Below are 18,935 nucleotides of genomic sequence, written 5' to 3'. Positions count from 1 at the left end.
AAGGATTTAACACCATGATCATTAAAAATCTGATCTCTTAAAATTAAACCTTTTATGAACCTTTTTAAACTGAGCCTGCAGATCATCCATAGTTTGCATGATACGCTCGTTGCTGATGTACTTATAAGGCTCTGACTCTGCAAGCCAGGGTTTGCTGATAAGTGTAAATATTTTTCTGTAGAAAAGGTTTGGGTAACTTTTGATGAGTTCTTCATTATTTTTATAGACAGTGTATAAAAGCAGTACGTTACTTTCAGTTAATAATAAGATATGCCCTTTCCACCTTGCCCTGGCAATAAGTTTCCTATAAAACTTAGCATACCTTGATTCATCCATGTTCTGCGAGATAAATGCATAAACTTTGAATCCTCCAAAGAAGGTTACAGTTTCATTTTTACTTAATGTACTTAGGTAGTGTTTGTGCTTTTCCGGCTTATCGTTAAGTTGATATCCCTTTGTAAATAGGCTGAATTTACAATCCCAGCCAAAACAAAATCGCTTGCGTGGCTTCCCGTAATCCTGTATAGAGATAATACCATCAGGGGCTTTAACTCCAGCGAATTTGCCACCCAACCTATCGGCTATTGGGAACAGCACATGAAGTAAGTTATAAATATCTTTCTCAAAAAACTGGTCCCCATAGTTTGCGCCCTTTGACCTGATCCGGTTGAACGACAAAGTTGCTTTTTGAATAACCTTGGCTTGCCATTTCTTCTTTTGCGCATCGATGGATGTTTTGACCAGTTCAGACAAAAATCTCTTATCCTTGTTAATTATCTCCACAAAGTCAGCGCACTCAAAATTCTTCTCGGCTATTTCAGCCTGTACAGCTTGTTTATATTTTAATAGTACGATTAACAAAGGCTTGCCATTTTCTTCGAAATGCTCGGTTACCGCAAGTGGTATATTTGATTTACTGGTGTAAATACTCAGCAAATCACCATTTTTATTGATTACTTCAATGAAGGGGAATGAATGTCGATTGATTTGGCGTTTAACTTTTTTTACTGTCAAGGATTTGTCAGCTTTAATGCTTTTATAAAGATGGTCGCCGAAATGCATTTCATCGATTTCAACGTCTATATAGTCGCCCTCAAAGAAAGCCTGGTTTCCACAGTTAGGACAATCTCCTTTTTGCCAATAAACATGCCTGCATTCTTCACACTTTCGCTTAGCACTGGTTACCGGTTTTTTTATGAAATTATTATTGATCAGGTCTAAAAACACAGACTCAACATCTTCCGGCATATCCGGGCTGAGCGTTTTGTTATCTAAAATCTTTCGGGTTATGGTCATTTTATCAGTGACAACATCCTTTGATTTTAAGAAAGCGTCAAATGGAATATCGTACGCGCGTGAAAATGCTTGTTTGAAGTCTCTTAATTCATTGGCAGGCTTTCTTTGATCCAGGACTACTAAGCGCAATTGTCCCCATTGATTTTCTCGAATCTGAATAATGAAAGAAACACCTTTGAACGAAAACGTCAATGTTTGGAACTCGGAAAAGTCAGTTAGCTTTAGAATACCCTTGTCACGCATGAGCCTTATTACATGAGTAATATCATTCTTTTTCAATTTATCACTTACCTTTAATTCCTGTTCCCCCATTACGGTTTTTCTAAACGTAACATTGAGTAGAGTCACATCTTTTGAGATTGACTTTTCTTCTAATATCGAGTCAAAGAATTTTTTCGAATCATATGTTGCATACTCCTTATTATATTTAATGGAAGACTTTGTTTTCCTTGCAAGGTAGTTTTTGATTCTCGCCGCCTCTTGATGGATTTTGGTATTGATACTTAGCTTTCCAGTGCCTTCAATTCTTACAAGAAGATATCGCCCATACTTTACCCGGGTATTATCGGGCAGGGAAGCAACTATCTTGTCAGAAGTCTCCCGGAGTAACAGGAAAACAAAATCTCTATTAATTTTCTCCGAAAATCTTAAATGGTATTCCTTTCCTTCTTTGTCATTTCGGTTTAAATACCTTACCAGCAGCTCTGCAGATTTCCTGGCAGCCTCAAAACTCAAAATACCCTTTTGGGCAACAACATCAAATGAATACTTTGCTTTTCCTACACGTTGCATAAAAAGTAGTAAATACAACTCCGAGAGTTTGCCGGATTTATAGATTTCCAGCGTCTTTATAAAAACCTTCGGCCTGTCAACCTTACCGCCGTTAATCCTTATATTATAATGCCTCGATATTGCTTTGGGATTAACAGAAGCAAACTTAGTAATGCAAAAAAACAGGATAGATTTTTCCAATGCACCGAGCAGAGTCTCCTCGAAGTCTGACTCGGTTACCTTTGGGGTAACTTCCAAGAGGAAGCAAATTTTCTTCAATTGTTCCTCAGAAAATCCTTTTATTTCCTTTTCCAGTTCACTCTTATACATTCCCCATTTATCACAAAAGGCGTCGATATTAATTTCAAAATTTTTCCAGTAATTTCTTTCCTCTGGTTTAAACAACCGGAACTTCAGCTTTTTATTCGAGGTATGTTCATCTTCATTGAATTCCATAAAGCAACATTCATTATTTAATTCCCAATGCAATTTAATTTCGTTGCGATTAGATGACGGAAAATCGAGTAATAAGGATAGAGGTGAACTAAAATAAATTATTGAAAAGAAGTTTGGGGGAGCTTACACTGATAGATGATTACAGAAGTTTGTCGGCTTGTCACTGACATAGGCTTATAAGGTTTTAGGTAGATATTGAAGGTGACAATTTTTCCGGATATAACCAAAAATAATAATGCGCTTTACGTATGATGAAAATAATCCATAAATTACGGTTTCCCTCAACTATATTATATAAAAAAACAGTAGTTTTAGGTCAACCAAACCCGTCTGCTTGTTACTGTCAGTAACGAGTTAATTGTTACTAATAGATCATAAATCACCTGATATGTTCTTATTCTCTCTGAAAATCTGGGTCTTCCGGAAATAAGGAAGCGGCGTCGCCCTCGATCTGGCGAAGCCCGACTTTACCTTGTATTTCAACAAAAGAATAACCGTACTGATTGGCTTGAATGATTCCGGCAAATCAACATAATAGACGCCATTTAAAGTTGTAACCAAAGCACCACGGGCAGGATTGAATTAGAATTGAAGAACGGGCCACGAAATTTGGAAAGTAATTCACATCTGATGTCAAATAAAGAATACAAAATCATAAATATAATGTGCTACCGCTTGCCCTACGATCTGAGTAGCCAGGTTTACAATGAATTTGTAAGCCGGTTTAAAGAGGCGACATGGTTAATAAATCATAGCCAGCGTTTTGGTGTTCTTAGAAAAGACACAAAGACTGTGGAGCTTTTGCTAGCATTATCTATTTTTCATAAACGTGTTATTTCAAATTTAGATGCCGTTGTAAAATTTTATGGGACGGTCAGTAAGGTAGGAAATGCGGAGGCTATCAGTATTGGCAGTTATGATCTGGATGTTAAGGAAAAAAACAGGTTGTTGGCAATTGTTATGCATTATAAAAAAATTCAAGAGCGCTTTGGAATGCCGGACTGGGTTTTCCAATATAATGAGACTAAACAATTTTTATCATACGTTATTGATTATCGAAAAAGTTTTGGCAAACAAAGGAACCGCTAAGCCGAAGTCCGGCCCAAAGAAAAGGAGGAAGATATCGCCATTTCGAAATGTGACCGAGCTGGAGAAGGAAATTACCGACTTTATGAATATTCATAAAACCAGTTTTTCAAACCACGCTTCCCGGATCAGCGATTATTTTGAAATGTGTTGCTTTAATTATATTGTGAAATTCTATACCGAACGCGATTATGAGATATCCGTTCAGAATTTGAGGGATAACAAGTACCGGTACAAATGCTCAACACAAGGTAACCAGGAGAATTTCTCATACTTCACTGTAAATCGTGAAAAGAAAGGCGTAATTCATGAATTCGAAATTCACCATAATATAGCGATACAGTCTGCGCATGATGTGAATGTTTACACGACACCCGATATTTCAGTAGTTCAAAAATCGAGCATAGAAATTAATGAAGAATTTTATTCAGGGTCTAAGAAATTATCATTTGTAGCCTATACCAATCTGGTAACATTTTGTGAAGTAAAACAATTTACCCCATTCCCTGAGTTGATGTTTAATTTTATTGGTATCGTGAATGAAATTAAGCCTACTCATTTAAACGGTACTTTTACAGTTTTTGACACACTTCACCTGGCGCCCTCATTGATGATCTCTGGAAAGCCAAATGATCACGCATTGAAGATTAAGGAATCTCTTGAAGGCCGCTATTGCATTAACATAATTTACGACCTGTTTAGTTCTACATGGCATCCATTTACTACCAAAAGAATCCGGGAGCTGAGGACTATCACTAATAGGTCAAGGCCACATACGTTCGACGAGCTTAAATAATCTGAAGATTTGATGTTTTAAGAATACTTTTTTTCAAAACCCAATCAGAGGTGTTTCGGTGTAAATTTATAGGTAGCTATGATTCTTCACCGGCCAGTCGAAGTTGCAGCCGGCTTCCAAATTCCTTTTTTTACCAACAGGCGTGCTAATAATGGAAAAATTATCCAAACTATCGTGTCGATGAGAATTCATTTAAAGGACTATTAGGTGTATCAAGACTTGGCGACGTGCATAATTGAGAATTCATCGTTTCGGTTTATTCTTTTTGCCGCTATCAGGCTGTAGAAAATTGTCACCTCGTAATAACTTATGCCCTATACCTGCTTTGTTTATAATTTCCGGAAGATATTTCTGGAACCATTCAGGAAGCTTTTCTTTCTCTGAAGCTAAGTTAACCCTCTGGTTACTCATTTCTGCGAGGAGGATTGGAATGAGTGTAGACGTATCGAAAATCAGAAAAGTATCGAGAAGTGAAAGATGAAGGTTCAGTTGTTGTAGATTGCCATAGAAATTGTTTTCGATCATGAGCCTGGGAACATTATGTCCCCCATCTTTAGCTCGTTCCAATACGCGAAGTTCAGACTGATCGGTATTATTTAATCCGAAGAAGATTAGATGAATGGCGTAGCCTTCATTTTTGAAAAGCCTTGGAACATTCCATGAACTGGCTTCAGTAAAATGACCTTCATAGACAAAATGTTTTTTTTCACAAATCGCTGTGTCTACGAGAAGGTTAAATGTTTCAATGACAAAGTTATTAGCTAATTCCCTGAGTTGTTTGTCAACTCGCATGCCCGATTTCCATAGCTCCAAATGTTTTAGTAAATATAATTTGTCACCATCGAAAATTGGAGAGTCGGCCAAAACATTTGCTGGAATGTAATCCTGCCCAATCGTGGATTTTCCGGCACCGTTTGATCCAGTAATAATATACAAATCAGGCATGGAACGGAGTTAGTCCGAGGGAAATACGCAATTGCGCTGCTTCATCTGCTGACAGTTCACGCACTACTTTGAAATCAGTACCCGAGTCATTAATTTGCTCTATTTTTATAGTACCATCAGCGTATTCCATGTAGCATTGAAAAGAAGGAAGATTGGGAGAATTAATCATAAAAGGTCTCCCACGTTTCAATTTACTCAATCGAACTTTAAGAATAGTATCATGTCCGATATTTGCCAGCTTTTGTCCCTGCGTCATCTTGTCTTATTTGTCTCAAATTTAAGCAATTAAGTTAATACTTAAAACTAGTTCCTTTCATGTGACGTGGCAAAAGTGGTTATCTAAAGTCAATTAAACGCCCTTATAAATGAGCGATTTATAATCAACTTTAAGATCAAAATAAATCTTAAGAAGACGAATGTTTGACGGCTGTTAGGCTATCAAGTCTGGTTAAAAATTCCTGTCTTTCATCACCGATCCTGACCTTGAGTGCGCCGGTGATGCGCACAGCAAGATGGTGTGTTGTATACAACAGTCCTATTAACAAGCATTTTCTTAAGAAAGAATGAGCTAAAATTTGTCACACAGCAATTGTCCCACAACCGGTGGGACAATTGGAATCTGTACATAAAAGTTGTCCATAAGGATCTAAAAAGGAACCCCTAAAATCTCAGGTTAGAAAGCCACTAAAGCCAAAAGTAATAGGAAATTATAGCCCAGGCAGCATTAAATGGACAAGTCATTGCGCATTGCTATTCGTTGTTTAGAAAGATTAAGTCCAGACATATTTAACGGAGGTTTGATCCAAGAGTAACTTGTAGAAGCTATTTATGGAAGTGGCAAACGAATGGATACTGTGAATAGTTGTCCTTCTGCGTTAATTTCAATTGTCCCGTTCATTAGTTCAATCAACTGGCGGCTGATCGCCAGCCCTAAACCTTGATTGGCATTCGCGTTATTTTCTTTTTGACGAAGTTGCTTGTAAGGGTTACAAATGGTAAGATGCCACATTTTTGCAAGATTGTCAGTATAAACGGCCAGGTTGATAATTCCGCTTTCTCCATGTTGCGTAGCATTAAAGATTAAATTTTGAACAACCTGACTGAACCTCATAATATCCAAGTTGGCTTCAAAAACGGGTTCAGCATATTGCACATGAAGTGTATGTCCTATTTCAGCGAGATAGTCATTGAACTCATCAGCAATGGAATGGAGATAACCATTAATTAATACAGGTTCCATTTTGATCGTGATTTTTCTGCCATATTGGTTAAAGGAATAGTCGGTGAGGTTATGTAGCAGGTTTTTATATTTTAGGGTACTTTCCTTCAAATAGGAAAGTAACTTCTCATATTCGGCTTTTCTTCCGGGATTGTCTATTACATGAAAAAGCGAATTTAATCCCCATAATATGCCTCGCACATGGCACCTTGCTTCATGCACAACTTTGGCAATGAAATCCCTTTCCTGAAAGATGATGGTTTCCAAGGATTTCTTTTCAGATTCCAAAAGTTGGTTGGTTTTTACCAAATCTTCAATCTTCACGAGTTTGTCGGAAGATGAGGTGGCTTTATCCTGCTCATTCATTAGTACAACATTTAATATTTTGATGGCTACCTAATTTATGACACAGGTTGTGGCATATTCTATATAGGGGTACATTCATTTATTATTACAGCCTCCACCTTTTTGGCGGAAGTTTATCTGAAACGAGGTCATTTTTGATAATTTCTTCCGGTGTTATGATAAGAAGGTTTCGCATGGTAATAATTTTTGCCCGATTTCCTGTCTGGAATCCCCATTTGTCCAGCCACCTGGCATTCAGGCGAATCCTCGGGCATTTGCCAAACCCATGGGTTAACTCATAAGCATGTTCTTCTATCAAGAGGTTTCTAACCCCGATCTTATCTGCAAGGATATTTTTAATAGCCTCGTTATATTGAAGAATATCGTGAATTTTCTCAGCTTTCGCTGTTATAAGCCTGATTCCTCTCAATATAATATTTTCAGCATAATCTCTTGGATAATGATCTAAAAAAGGAGGCTTCATTGAATCTTATTTTAATTATCAATGCAGGAATTATTGAGGCTATTTGCTGCAGCAATCAATGCAGCGCATAATTGGTAATAGTATAATATAGTATTGCGCTCAATATTGGATTTGTAGAAAGAATTATTTGAAAGTCCTCTATCCATCCAATCCCACAAGCGTATTTTGGCATAGCTCGCAGGACACCTTTTCAATAATCGCTGGATAACCTTGGTCGGATCTTGCGTGATAAAGATTAGATCATTTTCGTCGGTGCCAGATTGCTTGAAAGCCATTAGCGCCCTTGTCGGTATTTTGTTTTCACCTCCAGCTCGCAAATTGTTACCTATATAAACTGTGTGCAATGCACTGAATAAATGCTCTTGCCATTTCTGAAAATTTATAAGTTGTGCTTGTTCCTTTTTGGTGCCACATTGAGGTATTGCAGCTTTCAAGAGATTTGACATTTCAGCGTTGATATTCTGCAACTTTGTATTATTAAAAATCAGGACAATTACTTTAAGTGGGCAGACCATAGCCGCATAGGATAGTAATTCGTTATTCTTATCAATAACAGGATTCATAGTACAAATTAAGACGAAGGAATAAATTACCGGTGAGCAGTAAAAGCATCAAGTCGTAGTTGAAGTTGCACCAAGCCTTGATAAAGTAAAATATTTACTGTATCAAGGGATATGTGTAAGGTTTCCGCCACCTTATTTTTAGTATAACCCTTGTAATACATCAGTTCAATAACCTGCCGGTGACTGGCATTCATATCTTTCAATAGGCTACGCAGGCCGCCTGCTATTTCTGCGAGTTGGGATGCCGAAGGCCAGGCATTGATAGACCGCAGCATTTGAATGGATATCCGGCGAGCAATGTGCAGCATCCAGGTAAATAGTTTTTGTTTATCCTTATCATAGCTATTGATGGTTTCCCAGGCAGTTAAAAATGCTTCCTGCAGGATTTTAGCAGCTATTTCTTTATTAGCTACAATTTCAATAATACTACCGTGGAGTGCCGGGGAATACGTTTCATATAGGAGTTGAAAGGCTTTTACATCCCTCTTTATGAGTAAGTCAATCAATAGTTGGTCGTCAAAAGTGTAGCTTTCCATATTATCCACTGTTTGATAAGTATAATGAAAATGCCGTCTTTAAGGTCGTGAGCTACTAATCGGACCATTATCGTGAGTGAGAAGGAAAGTAAGTGAGATTTGTGGAAAGGACATAAAAATTGCGTGGGTTAGTCCTCATCGAGTTGGAGGGTTACGACGCCCTGGCCACGAATAAGAACGCCCACGCAAGTAGCGTGAGCGATTTACCTTATTTCCCCGTAGCCTTAGAAGGTCGTAATTTCCAACTCAGAGAATAAAGCAAACACGCTTATAATATCTTATGTGCTTGCAAAAATAAATGAACAAGTATTAATCATCATTATAATACCACAACATAATTAAGGTTTACTATAAACGCAATAATAGTGATTATTACTGATATTAATTGCGTTAATAGTGCAATAATTGACATTAAAAATATAACTACTTAATTTTCAGCCAGAAAGTAATGGACAATTATGGCAGAAAGGAAAATAAACCGTTTAAAAGTGGTTCTTGCAGAAAAGGATTTAACCAACAAATGGTTGGCCGAAAAACTTGGTTATACAGAAGGCATGATTTCCCGCTGGGCTTCAAATGTAAAACAACCTCCATTGACTGTTCTTTACGATATTTCCCTGCTCTTAAAAATAGACATTAAAGACTTGGTTGAATCAAATGGCCACCTATTCAAGAAATGAATGATTTTTTTTTAGCATAAGCTGTTGATTGGGTTTACAAGAATTTAAACTTTATTTTTCATTAGCCTGAAATTTTAAACATGCACATGCAGCTAACATTACATTGGCAAACTAACTTTTATTTACCAGTGGAGAATTCAGGTTAAATCATAGATTGAGATTAAACTTATTGTTTTATGATCTATTTCTCTACCCCTAAATATCACTGGAATTACTTTTTAGCGATTCAAAAAGACTTGGAAAAAATCTCCCGGTATATTGAATTTTGCCCAGACAATCTTCAGACCTATTCAATTGAATTGGCCCATATATTATTGTCGGCATCTTCGGAAGTCGATGTCCTTATGAAGCAACTTTGTAATACAGTAGCTCCTGGAGGCATATTTGAAAATATTAATCATTATAGAAATGCCATTACAATCCACATTCCAGATCTAATAAACGAGCAAATTTCGATTCCAAGGTATGGGATGACACATAGACCGTGGGAAAACTGGAATGGGTTAGACAATCCAGACTGGTGGAGAAGTTACAATAGAGTTAAACATCAACGAAATGATCATTATTCCGAAGCGAACTTGCAAAACACAATTAATTCGGTTGGGGCACTACTTATAACTTCGGTATATTATTATAAGTATGCATTCTCAGCCGAAGCTGGGCATAATATTGATTTCAGGGATGCTACCAGACAGTTAGATTCTTCCCACGCTTTCCTTATGCTCGATCATTCTTATTATTATCAGCATTTGTTAGTATAATATCCTAACCGGTATGGATATAAACACATGGTTAACTGTTGTCACTATTTTCATAGGGGTAATTACTGTTCTCCCTAAGGAAGAAAGAACTCTTTTACAACTGAAGTTGCATAAAGCAGAATTGTTAGTGTTCTTTGCTTTGTTGTTTATCGCTATACCGTACCTTATTTTTTTTCCTCAGGTGGTTGGGAGATGGCCTTGGTTTAGGAGGTTTACAATAAAAGAAGGTTTTAATCCTACAAATATTGCTTTTGGGATCTTTTATGGGCTTTTCATTTGGATAGTTGTTAGGTTTTTGGTCATCAGGCCTGTGGGCAGGGTAAACGGTAAGATTATTGATTATTTCAAAAACGCATTAACAGAACTACCTTTCCCTCAATTTTTCTCTTTGTTTACAAAGTATTCATCTCCCACATTACAAAAAAGAGATTGGCATTTATATCAGGAAATTATTTTGCAGCCAGAATTTCTACAAGGAATGAGTAAACATCGTCCCGCATATGTAAATAATTTATGGGAATTGTTAGATGAATCCGATTTTAAGATTGTGCTTAAGCCATTTCTTACCGACACCACTTCTGTATACTATGAAGAAACCAAAGCTAACGATGGCAGTTATACTGTGCTCAGAAACTTACCATTTCTCAACTCAATTCTTGTAAAGAATTTGCTGATAAATAGAGAAAATGGGCTTTTATATCTTATTTCAGATTTTTCTAAGGAACAACTAAGAGCGGAAAAAGGTAAGATGCATAGTATATATCTTCAGTCGCATTACTACCAGCATACTAAAGGTGAAGAAGGGTACGACCTACCTGTATTTTACCATATCAGGTTCATAGCTTTAATGTATTCTACGGCGATAACTAACAAGGTTGACACATATCCTCATATGCATACACTATTTGAGGGAATGATAGACGAAATGCTTACCAATTTAAATGTGGAAATCGGAAACCGAGATGAAGAATACCCAACAAATTATCATTGGTTAATCGGTGAAATATTTTCCAGCGCAAGTCATTGGCTTAACCTTTTTGGAAGCGAGCACGTTAAACCGGGAAACGATGCCATGCCTGAGTCGGACTACATTTATTTCAAGAAAGAAAGTACATATATCGATTTTATACCTTCCTGTTTGGGCAATTGCCTTCGCTCTCTATATAAAGGGGTTAAAGAAAATAAGATAAATATAAAATTTGTAGCAAGAATGATGTACTATAGTGTACTGTCTGAGTATTTCAGCCACAATTTGAAAAATGAACTGCGTGCTTCAATTGAAGAAAATGTAATAAAAAACATCCCGAATGAGTATGTTGAACAAATTTTGGACTTGGCATTGGATGAACGTTTTGCCGGAGACTTTTCGCAATTCCAAAATAAGTGTTTTTCAAGCGTACATAAAGAAGAGGTTGAAGTTCAATTGCGGTTGTGGAATTATATGAAATCTCATCAATTAATCTAAATACTACCCATATTTTATCAGCCAGTTTTAGGAGTTTGTTTTATAAATACAATAATATAGTCCCTTTAGGAAATATAAATTCTGCCAAGCCTAAATAAAACTAGGGAAAGGTTCTATCTCCACCCCCCTCCCCGTCCACAGGGCTTCCAATCAATAGAGAAGATTTTACATATAAAATTTAATGCTTTCGATGGTAAGCTAAAAGTTAAGATAATGTTTCAGCTTATCTGACTTTACCCCAAAAGAATTAGCAGATAGCATACTCGTTTTTAGTAATAAAGAAAAACTCATTTAAAACAAAAACTTGCATATCATTGAAAAAACGAGATCATTGGGCCACCGAAAGAGTGATATTCTGGGTGTGCGAAATGATTTCGTATCATACGAATATGATCCAGGTAATACTCAGAATCCGTTTCAAAATAATTGTTTTTCCGGAACCATTCTATTAAGCTTTTAAGATTCATGCCTTAAGGCACACTAGCACCGTGAAGATGTTGATATCTTTTCTTTAAAGCGAGTTCAAATGCTGATAGCGCTTTCATACTTGCCAAGTCCCAAAACTCATATTCAAAATATGCAAGAGAAATAAGTTTGTTTACCAACCGAAAAATGCCTTTAACATTCTCATCTGCAGTTTCTATAAGGAGAATGGGCATTCCTATTTTCTCCAGGTATTGTTGATATGTCCTTATTTCGTAAACTCCTTCCCAACGGTCGTCAGGTTTAAGCTCTATACTTGTTGACATGCTTTTCTTTTGGGCTAATTTCTTGATGCCATAAGCTTATGCTGAATTCCTTTAAATGAATTACCATGAAATTCATTAAAAATACCGAGAGGAAATGACTTGTTGGGATAGCAGGCTGTCCAGAAACAGTCCAATATTCTTTGGCATTTAAAAGCTATCATTTCATCGCATATAGCCTTCCAGCCGTCAATTGTGAGCAATGTTTTGGGCTTATCCGGCGATGAATGGATGTGTCCATTTCGCAATTCAACATCCTGCTCCAAATAAGAACTAAAAGGTTCTTTTGACAGATCAATCTCTGTCCCTCCAATGATTCGGGTAATATTCTCAAGTTTGGCAGCGAGGTTCGAATAAACAAATCTTCCATTTTTCTTCTTTATCGATTCAATACCCCTAAGCCTGAGTTCATCGTCCTTGTTAGTTGCTACGCCATTCAAAAATGCGTCATATCCCACGGAGCTTATAAAACACTCGATAAAAAGAATAATATTAATATAGGCCTCTCGAAAAGTCCTTAGCAAGATTTCTTCCCTGGTCTGAATTCTGGTGAACTCAAAGGGGCCGATCTCCGACGGTTTCTTTTCGTCATAGAACTGGACTTTCTTCAGGTTGTGATAGTACTCATATCCTTCGTTGTAGAAAAAAGCTGCTGAATGCACATAATCCAGGCAATCGACACCAATTTGATACATATGTTTTTCGGGGTATCCCATATGCTGGTCCTGAAGCATATAGCCTTCTTTTAATAGGGATGAAATGTCGAATAATTTCTGAAACCTAAACAGATCAATTCCCGTTAGATACCAATTGGGATGCTCAGCCAGATAAGTGGCTATTTCCTTATCAGGAGCAGTCTGCTTATAAAGCATATGTGACTTTCCCTTTTGTATCAAAGTATCCGTCTTGGTGATTAGCGTGAAAATGGTACCATAGTTTCCGTCCCAGCGAGACAAATCTTTCATCAGTTGAAGTCTTTCCACACTTTGATCGTTGGTTGTTTCAAATTCCTTTTTTTCCTCCACCGACCAGTACCCGCGTGTGAACCAATAGTAGAACTGAAGTACAAATGTCTTCACGCTTAATTCTTCAAAAAATTTCTGGTGGGTATTCCCGGTCAGATCATCGCTCAACAGGGCCATAAACTTGAATATTTTGCAATTCCTTACCAATTCTGTGAATAGCAGTTTCAATTTTTTTTGCTTGCAAAGAAGAAGCCTGCTTATTGCCGGTTACATATTGCCGAAGGAGACTGGCATTTATACCGGCTAGCTCGGCCACATTTGAAATTTTCAGATAACTGAATTTTTCAAAAAGAGCGGATAGATCGTAGCTATGCTTAAATGAGATTTCAGAGGGTTTGACTTTATGAAAACCCTTCAGCATTTCCCTTATCTTGTCCTCCAGTTTTTCAAGACTTTTTTCATCTGCCACAATTAGATTATCGTCGTACTGTGTTCTTCCGACAAAACGGTCATTGGTCCTTTCAATAATTAGTGGTATTTGCTTCATTTGCTCTGTAATATTATGTTTTGGAAGGCGAGGTTAGTTTCCTAACCCCGCATATTTCCAAATTGCTTTTACCGTACCCGGCTTCAGATCCCTGTTTCCATGTTTAGGAATGGTAATCTTTCCAGGTTTGGAAGGATGGATCATGTGAACATGACTTCCTCTCTGATCCTTTACTTCCCAGCCCTCCTGCAGGAGGCACTTTTTGATTTCTCGAAAAGTCATAGCCTTAAGTTTTAAACCGTGAAGAATATGGTTAATGCATAACACAATTCTTCCAGTTTCAAGGGCTGATTTCGAAGATCAGAGCATGAAAGTAACAAAATTGTTACTTTTGACAAATTTTTTTTTAACTTTATGCGAATTATTTTCTATGCTTTTGATCCAAGAAGGAGATTCCTCTGTTTTACCCAAGCGTTACCGGGCCGGTAATAATATATGTGCCGTATTATACGATCAACTGGTCGAAATCGTGAAATCAGAATTATACAAACCGTTACTGACAACACATATTAAGTTCCAAAGCGAGGATCATGCCCATAAAGCAACGGGAGACAAAAGCCATATACTCGATTTCCTTAGAAAAAATGACTACATTGATGATCTGCACACTATACTGATCAAGCAAATAACGCATGCTGTGCTATCGGACCAAGCTAATTTCATTTACGAATCGATAAGCTCAGCTCAAAGTGGAAAGATGACTGTCGCATATACCTTATTGAGAAAACCGTTTAAAGATGAACTGCTCATTCTTGAAAACCTGTATGTGGACCCGGAAGATTTCATTCAACGTTTCTATTATAATGGCGCACCTAGCGGCTATGATCCAAGCAAGAAAACTGCCGAGGAGCGAAAGACTCTGATCAGGAAAGCAGTTGAGCAATTGGATGAAGGATTATTCAATGCCGAGCAGCTTTACGAATTCAGGTATAATAAGGATTCCACGGTAGGAATTAGCGGATTTACCGATCATGCCATTCATATCGTAACGACCAATAAAAGCTATCATACAAGTCCTCAAGACCTGAATTTTGTTTTTTCACAAAAAGAGGACTTCAGGCGCTACTGGCAGCACTATTATTTTATTGTGCCCTATTTGTTATCGTATACGGCCGCCATTGCAGATGGCATTGTATTCCGATTTATTGCAGGCGATGCAGCTGAGAAACATAAGTTTTTAAAGGAACTGACGCGGCTGGCAGGATTTATTCTTTGGTTTGAAAAATGTTCTATTCGCGGCAAGAGAGGTGCGGGAAAACTGATTCAACATTTTCAGAAAACGATCAAGCTTCAATGCACGAATTGCAAACAAAGCTGAGGTCTAGACGGAGCGGACTTCGAGTTGTTTTTTTATACCAAAATCTTTGTCTGCCAACATTGCTTTACACCCAATTCAATTGAAAACCTGATAACAATCAAAGAACATACTAATGAGCAGAATTTATTTTGATAGCAATGTTTACAGTAAACTCAGAAATAATCAAACTAATCAATATAAATTATTAAACAAATTACTCAATCAATACAAGGATAACTTAAGTTTTTTCTTTTCAATTGCACATATTCGAGACAAAAAGCGTGATATAAGTGAACACAAGTTTGCAGATTTTAAGTTCATTGAATCATTCACAAAGGACAATTACATAGCATATCATCCATTAGAAAAACGTACGACATTTTATCTTGCAACTCCAAAAATGGTTTTTGATGATGATCAAGATGATGATTTTAATGTTCGATCTGTGTTTGACCTATTCACGCCATCTGATGATGACGAACCAATGGTTAGGTCAGTAAAATCTTTAATGAATAGATTTGTCGATTTGCCAATGTACGAAAATATAGATTTAGTGGAAGTGCCGGAAGAACAGAAGGCCGTACTTTCTAAAATATTTCCTACTGACAAGCCAATATTGACAATGAAGGATATGATGACTGCTCAAATCGAACTATATGAAGAAATGATCACTAATCATCAATTATATAAAAAGCTAAGGTGGATGGTTGATGAGGGCATTAATAATGGAAGATTCACTCTCAATAACAGTGAAGTTGATTTTAACCTAGCATTTAAGGATTCAGTTTTCAAAAAAAGCTTTTTCGAATTTGTCAGAGATTCCCTTAACAAAAAGCCCAATGAAAATATCCCTGTTTATGATTTCTACATACAAGCTTACCATTGCCTAGATCTTTTGGGAATTAGTAAAGATGAGATATCAAGGAAGAATAACTACAATAACCTCCTGAATGACGGGATACACTCTTACTTCGCACAGTACTGCGATTATTATGTATCAGAAGATAAAAAATCGCTGGCCAAATCCAGGGCGTTGTATGAACAATTCGAAATACAAACTAAAATACTTACCGTTGATGATTTTATTGAGGCTCTTCCCGCAATTGGTGTATCTACTGACGAGAATCTGGCCTTCTTTTCTGATAAACTGGCAAAGGATATTGAGGAATGCTCTAAAAATGAAAAGTTACCTACAGATTTAGGCCATCAATGCTATCTGGAACTAAATCACACTTATCTTAATTTTTTTGATGTTCTAATGGAAGTCAAGGAAAATGATGTATACCATTTTTTGCTGCGGCAACGGCCAAAGCACAACCTATCGACGCCAAATTTTAGGGAAAAGGGAGCTATTATAGATCGATGTATGACGATATTGGGCCCTGATATTTATCAAAAAGGCTACTTTAATTTTGAGAAAGAGTCAGAGGAAATAAGAAATGATGCCTGGGAAGGTAGATATTGGAAAATAGGGTCATTACTTGTTAGCTTAGTTAAACATCATGCCTTAAAAGATCTATGCCTCATCCTTAGTCCGTTTCCATCCAAGTAAGCGGCTAAATAGAATAGTTATGGCAAATCCTCCGGTTATACTGGAAAGATACTTGCGGATTATTCATTATATTGTAATCTTAATGCTGTATTCGTATAAAATGACACATGATACCGGGTTTGCCCCAAATCCGTTTCACGGTGTTTTATCGCTGGCAACTTGCAAGCCGTTAATTCGGTTGAAAAAGCACGTCGGTGATTATATAGCTGGGTTTACTTCAAAGGAGTTATGTCAGGAAAAGCCGGGGCAGGAACGTTTGATCTTTATCATGAAAGTAACGGAAAAGATTCCTTATGATATCTATTGGAATGATCCCCGCTTTGCAATGAAAAAGCCTGGTAGAAATTCCGATATTGAACTTAAGGGAGATAACATTTACAAGCCCCTCCAGGGCTTTACTGAATCCGCTATTACTACTTATGAACAGGTTCCGAATTATTACCACGGCAATCGTGAAAAAAAGGTCGACCTAAATGGCAAGTATGTTTTACTTTCCAATGAGTTCTTTTACCTGGGGAGCGGCGCCATTCCTATTGATCGCTTTAACATCAAGGTTCCCCGTTATCATACTCCACATGGCTTTATTACCAACAGTGAAAATACAGTCAAATCATTGTTGGGCTACCTACAGGATCATTTTCCTAAAAATGTTCCTGTGCACACCCCCCACGGCTTCTGAAGGTACTGCTGATCTTTATTGGATTTAAGTAGATGGTTGTCTTTTGATGTAAGAAAATACATCATTAATAAAATAAATCTTATTGTACAATGCAGGTCACTGTTTTTTTTAGCAAGATCCGACATGAAATAATCGGCCACATTCAAAAGGCCGAACGCGAAATCAAACTGGCGGTTGCCTGGCTCACTGATGAAGATATCATCCGGGAATTAACACACCGCAGAAAGGCGGGGGTTACTGTAAAAATAGCTATCAGTGATTCAATTGAGAATTTCATTAATACCCATCCATTCAGGGAGTTTTTAGCCGCCGAGGGTGAGCTGTATATTGCTACCCAAAGCTTTCTGCACCATAAATTCTGTATTATCGATGAACAGGTTGTTATAAACGGATCGTATAACTGGTCTTATTCAGCCAGGACAAATGAGGAAAATATAACGGTATTCGTAAGGAATAGCGATACCCGGGAAGATAACTTGGTCTTTGATAATTTTAAAGCGAAACATACTTATTTATGTGACCGCTGCTCTACACAGGTCCCTGACCTCCCGACTCTGAATAAACTCAAGCAGGAGGGCAGGAACGTAGCTTTACTTTTATCAGTTACAGATGAAAAAGAAATAAGGTTACGTGAACAGTTTCAGGATAGAATCAAAGAATCGTTTGCCAGGTCGAGGGCCTTGAAAATATCAGTGGGGGAAAGCTTACTTGAAAGAATGGAAAAAGACGGCGGTGGAGTAGAGTTTGTAAAAAGAATCTTACATGACGAAATGACCTCTGGTGTCATGAAGCCTGGGTTTAAGCAACTGGCCAATCACTTTCCACCTAAAGTTGATTTGTCATTGGAATACCTTGTCGTTCAACCCGAATTTACTTGCTTATTTACAACTGAAGAGATCGAATTCTGCAAAAAGATAATGTCCAAGTATAATTTACTGTAGGCTCAAATAACTCGGCCTGAACCGCTGAGACATATGCAGACTATCTACAGCTTTAAAGATGTCAAATGATGTTATTAATTTGAAACGAAATAGTATGATTTAGGAACTTCGCAAGGATAAAGCTCTTTCATACCATTACAAATCATTTTATTTCAAACGGGGGCCTATTCGGGGCCAAGTGAGTTTTGCAAATGGAATAACCTGATTTCAAATAAATTGCATTAAGTTGTTCGAATCCAGTCCGGATATACTTCGGTTTAGCCAAGTAAAATCCGTAATTTTGGCCAGTGTCACAGAGGTGGTAAATTCGGTGCACCGGCCAGTTACAGTGAGTCTAACGCTTTGATAATAAATTGGATTGAGGGATAGGTTCTACTCCCTCTCTCTCCGCTGGATAATATAATTATTAGTAAGGCGCTGAATTTCAGCGCCTTTTTTACTGCCGAAATAGAAAGCTTGAAAATCTATCGGATCAGGTTGAAACAGCACCAGGCCCGAACTATTCAATTCAAAGCGTTGTCTAACTGTTATGTTTATTTATTATCACACTAATAATGTATATGCCAGATACAACAACAGTTGTCCAACACGTTTTTGTTGATACGGTTTCCATTGATTCGTTAACCAAAAACTGTCTGCATTTCAGTTGGTGCTTCCAGGATCTGCTCCACACCCGCTATTAGTATTTGGATGCCATTAATTCCTGCAATCGATCATTATTGTTCCTGCTTTGCTTATGTAAATATTATGAACCCTTTTTTCATTTTATAACATTGTTGTCCGGATAAATCCGGGTTATAAATAG

At 37.3% G+C, this 18,935-nt stretch carries 20 protein-coding genes; 9 read left to right on the top strand and 11 right to left on the bottom strand.

Features of this window, described 5'->3' with window-relative positions; translation table 11 throughout:
- Positions 1 to 21 precede the first annotated feature (21 nt).
- The gene (locus D9Y29_RS22595) at positions 22 to 2,523 is read right to left on the bottom strand and encodes a hypothetical protein (protein WP_127132510.1); all 2,502 of its coding nucleotides are present in this window, start codon (positions 2,521 to 2,523) and stop codon (positions 22 to 24) included.
- Between the two features lie 630 nt (positions 2,524 to 3,153).
- Between D9Y29_RS22595 and D9Y29_RS22590 the strand changes: the two genes are divergently transcribed.
- On the top strand, positions 3,154 to 3,612 hold the full coding sequence (locus D9Y29_RS22590; RefSeq protein ID WP_127132509.1) for a hypothetical protein: 459 nt from the start codon (positions 3,154 to 3,156) through the stop codon (positions 3,610 to 3,612).
- Positions 3,590 to 4,405: a hypothetical protein gene (locus tag D9Y29_RS22585; protein WP_127132508.1), complete on the top strand. Its 816-nt coding sequence runs from the start codon at positions 3,590 to 3,592 to the stop codon at positions 4,403 to 4,405. Before D9Y29_RS22590 ends, D9Y29_RS22585 begins: the two co-directional genes overlap by 23 nt.
- A gap of 243 nt (positions 4,406 to 4,648) precedes the next feature.
- Here D9Y29_RS22585 and D9Y29_RS22580 read toward each other — a convergent pair whose 3' ends face one another.
- From D9Y29_RS22580 to D9Y29_RS22555, 6 genes are all read right to left on the bottom strand, one after another.
- On the bottom strand, positions 4,649 to 5,350 hold the full coding sequence (locus D9Y29_RS22580; protein WP_127132507.1) for a zeta toxin family protein: 702 nt from the start codon (positions 5,348 to 5,350) through the stop codon (positions 4,649 to 4,651).
- Positions 5,343 to 5,606 (bottom strand): hypothetical protein, encoded by a 264-nt coding sequence (locus tag D9Y29_RS22575; RefSeq protein ID WP_127132506.1) that lies wholly within the window; start codon positions 5,604 to 5,606, stop codon positions 5,343 to 5,345. The genes D9Y29_RS22580 and D9Y29_RS22575 overlap by 8 nt, the downstream gene beginning before the upstream one ends.
- Before the next feature lie 570 nt (positions 5,607 to 6,176).
- Positions 6,177 to 6,935, bottom strand: coding sequence for a sensor histidine kinase (locus D9Y29_RS22570; protein WP_127132505.1), 759 nt, complete (start codon positions 6,933 to 6,935; stop codon positions 6,177 to 6,179).
- 85 nt (positions 6,936 to 7,020) lie between these two features.
- Positions 7,021 to 7,398 (bottom strand): SymE family type I addiction module toxin, encoded by a 378-nt coding sequence (locus D9Y29_RS22565; RefSeq protein ID WP_127132504.1) that lies wholly within the window; start codon positions 7,396 to 7,398, stop codon positions 7,021 to 7,023.
- A gap of 11 nt (positions 7,399 to 7,409) precedes the next feature.
- The gene (locus D9Y29_RS22560) at positions 7,410 to 7,961 is read right to left on the bottom strand and encodes a hypothetical protein (RefSeq protein WP_127132503.1); all 552 of its coding nucleotides are present in this window, start codon (positions 7,959 to 7,961) and stop codon (positions 7,410 to 7,412) included.
- A gap of 26 nt (positions 7,962 to 7,987) precedes the next feature.
- Positions 7,988 to 8,497 (bottom strand): RNA polymerase sigma factor, encoded by a 510-nt coding sequence (locus D9Y29_RS22555; protein ID WP_127132502.1) that lies wholly within the window; start codon positions 8,495 to 8,497, stop codon positions 7,988 to 7,990.
- A gap of 458 nt (positions 8,498 to 8,955) precedes the next feature.
- Between D9Y29_RS22555 and D9Y29_RS22550 the strand changes: the two genes are divergently transcribed.
- From D9Y29_RS22550 to D9Y29_RS22540, 3 genes are all read left to right on the top strand, one after another.
- The gene (locus D9Y29_RS22550) at positions 8,956 to 9,177 is read left to right on the top strand and encodes a helix-turn-helix transcriptional regulator (protein ID WP_127132501.1); all 222 of its coding nucleotides are present in this window, start codon (positions 8,956 to 8,958) and stop codon (positions 9,175 to 9,177) included.
- 176 nt (positions 9,178 to 9,353) lie between these two features.
- Positions 9,354 to 9,938, top strand: a complete 585-nt coding sequence (locus tag D9Y29_RS22545; RefSeq protein WP_127132500.1) for a hypothetical protein — start codon at positions 9,354 to 9,356, stop codon at positions 9,936 to 9,938.
- A 13-nt stretch (positions 9,939 to 9,951) separates the two neighbouring features.
- Complete coding sequence (locus D9Y29_RS22540) at positions 9,952 to 11,403, top strand: RNA-binding protein (protein ID WP_127132499.1); 1,452 nt, start codon at positions 9,952 to 9,954, stop codon at positions 11,401 to 11,403.
- A gap of 470 nt (positions 11,404 to 11,873) precedes the next feature.
- Here D9Y29_RS22540 and D9Y29_RS22535 read toward each other — a convergent pair whose 3' ends face one another.
- From D9Y29_RS22535 to D9Y29_RS22520, 4 genes are read right to left on the bottom strand one after another with little or no spacing between them, the layout of a single operon-like run.
- Complete coding sequence (locus D9Y29_RS22535; protein WP_127132498.1) at positions 11,874 to 12,152, bottom strand: hypothetical protein; 279 nt, start codon at positions 12,150 to 12,152, stop codon at positions 11,874 to 11,876.
- A gap of 14 nt (positions 12,153 to 12,166) precedes the next feature.
- Positions 12,167 to 13,291 carry a hypothetical protein gene (locus D9Y29_RS22530; protein ID WP_127132497.1) on the bottom strand — a complete coding sequence of 375 codons (1,125 nt, stop codon included), beginning with the start codon at positions 13,289 to 13,291 and terminating at the stop codon, positions 12,167 to 12,169.
- The gene (locus tag D9Y29_RS22525; RefSeq protein WP_127132496.1) at positions 13,272 to 13,661 is read right to left on the bottom strand and encodes a hypothetical protein; all 390 of its coding nucleotides are present in this window, start codon (positions 13,659 to 13,661) and stop codon (positions 13,272 to 13,274) included. Before D9Y29_RS22525 ends, D9Y29_RS22530 begins: the two co-directional genes overlap by 20 nt.
- Positions 13,662 to 13,694: 33 nt before the next feature.
- Positions 13,695 to 13,883, bottom strand: a complete 189-nt coding sequence (locus D9Y29_RS22520) for a type II toxin-antitoxin system HicA family toxin (protein WP_127132495.1) — start codon at positions 13,881 to 13,883, stop codon at positions 13,695 to 13,697.
- 85 nt (positions 13,884 to 13,968) lie between these two features.
- Here D9Y29_RS22520 and D9Y29_RS22515 point away from each other — a divergent pair, with 85 nt between their 5' ends.
- The 4 genes from D9Y29_RS22515 (at position 13,969) to D9Y29_RS22500 (ending at position 18,130) form a co-directional block, all read left to right on the top strand.
- Positions 13,969 to 14,979: a hypothetical protein gene (locus D9Y29_RS22515; protein WP_127132494.1), complete on the top strand. Its 1,011-nt coding sequence runs from the start codon at positions 13,969 to 13,971 to the stop codon at positions 14,977 to 14,979.
- Positions 14,980 to 15,091: 112 nt separating this feature from the next.
- Positions 15,092 to 16,510 (top strand): hypothetical protein, encoded by a 1,419-nt coding sequence (locus D9Y29_RS22510; protein ID WP_127132493.1) that lies wholly within the window; start codon positions 15,092 to 15,094, stop codon positions 16,508 to 16,510.
- 19 nt (positions 16,511 to 16,529) lie between these two features.
- The gene (locus D9Y29_RS22505; RefSeq protein ID WP_127132492.1) at positions 16,530 to 17,189 is read left to right on the top strand and encodes an Nmad2 family putative nucleotide modification protein; all 660 of its coding nucleotides are present in this window, start codon (positions 16,530 to 16,532) and stop codon (positions 17,187 to 17,189) included.
- Positions 17,190 to 17,278: 89 nt separating this feature from the next.
- Positions 17,279 to 18,130 carry a phospholipase D-like domain-containing protein gene (locus tag D9Y29_RS22500; protein ID WP_127132491.1) on the top strand — a complete coding sequence of 284 codons (852 nt, stop codon included), beginning with the start codon at positions 17,279 to 17,281 and terminating at the stop codon, positions 18,128 to 18,130.
- Positions 18,131 to 18,935 lie beyond the last annotated feature (805 nt).

The organism is Pseudoflavitalea rhizosphaerae (genome assembly GCF_003991355.1).
GTDB lineage: Bacteria > Bacteroidota > Bacteroidia > Chitinophagales > Chitinophagaceae > Pseudobacter > Pseudobacter rhizosphaerae.
This window is presented reverse-complemented; position numbering and strand designations above follow the sequence as displayed.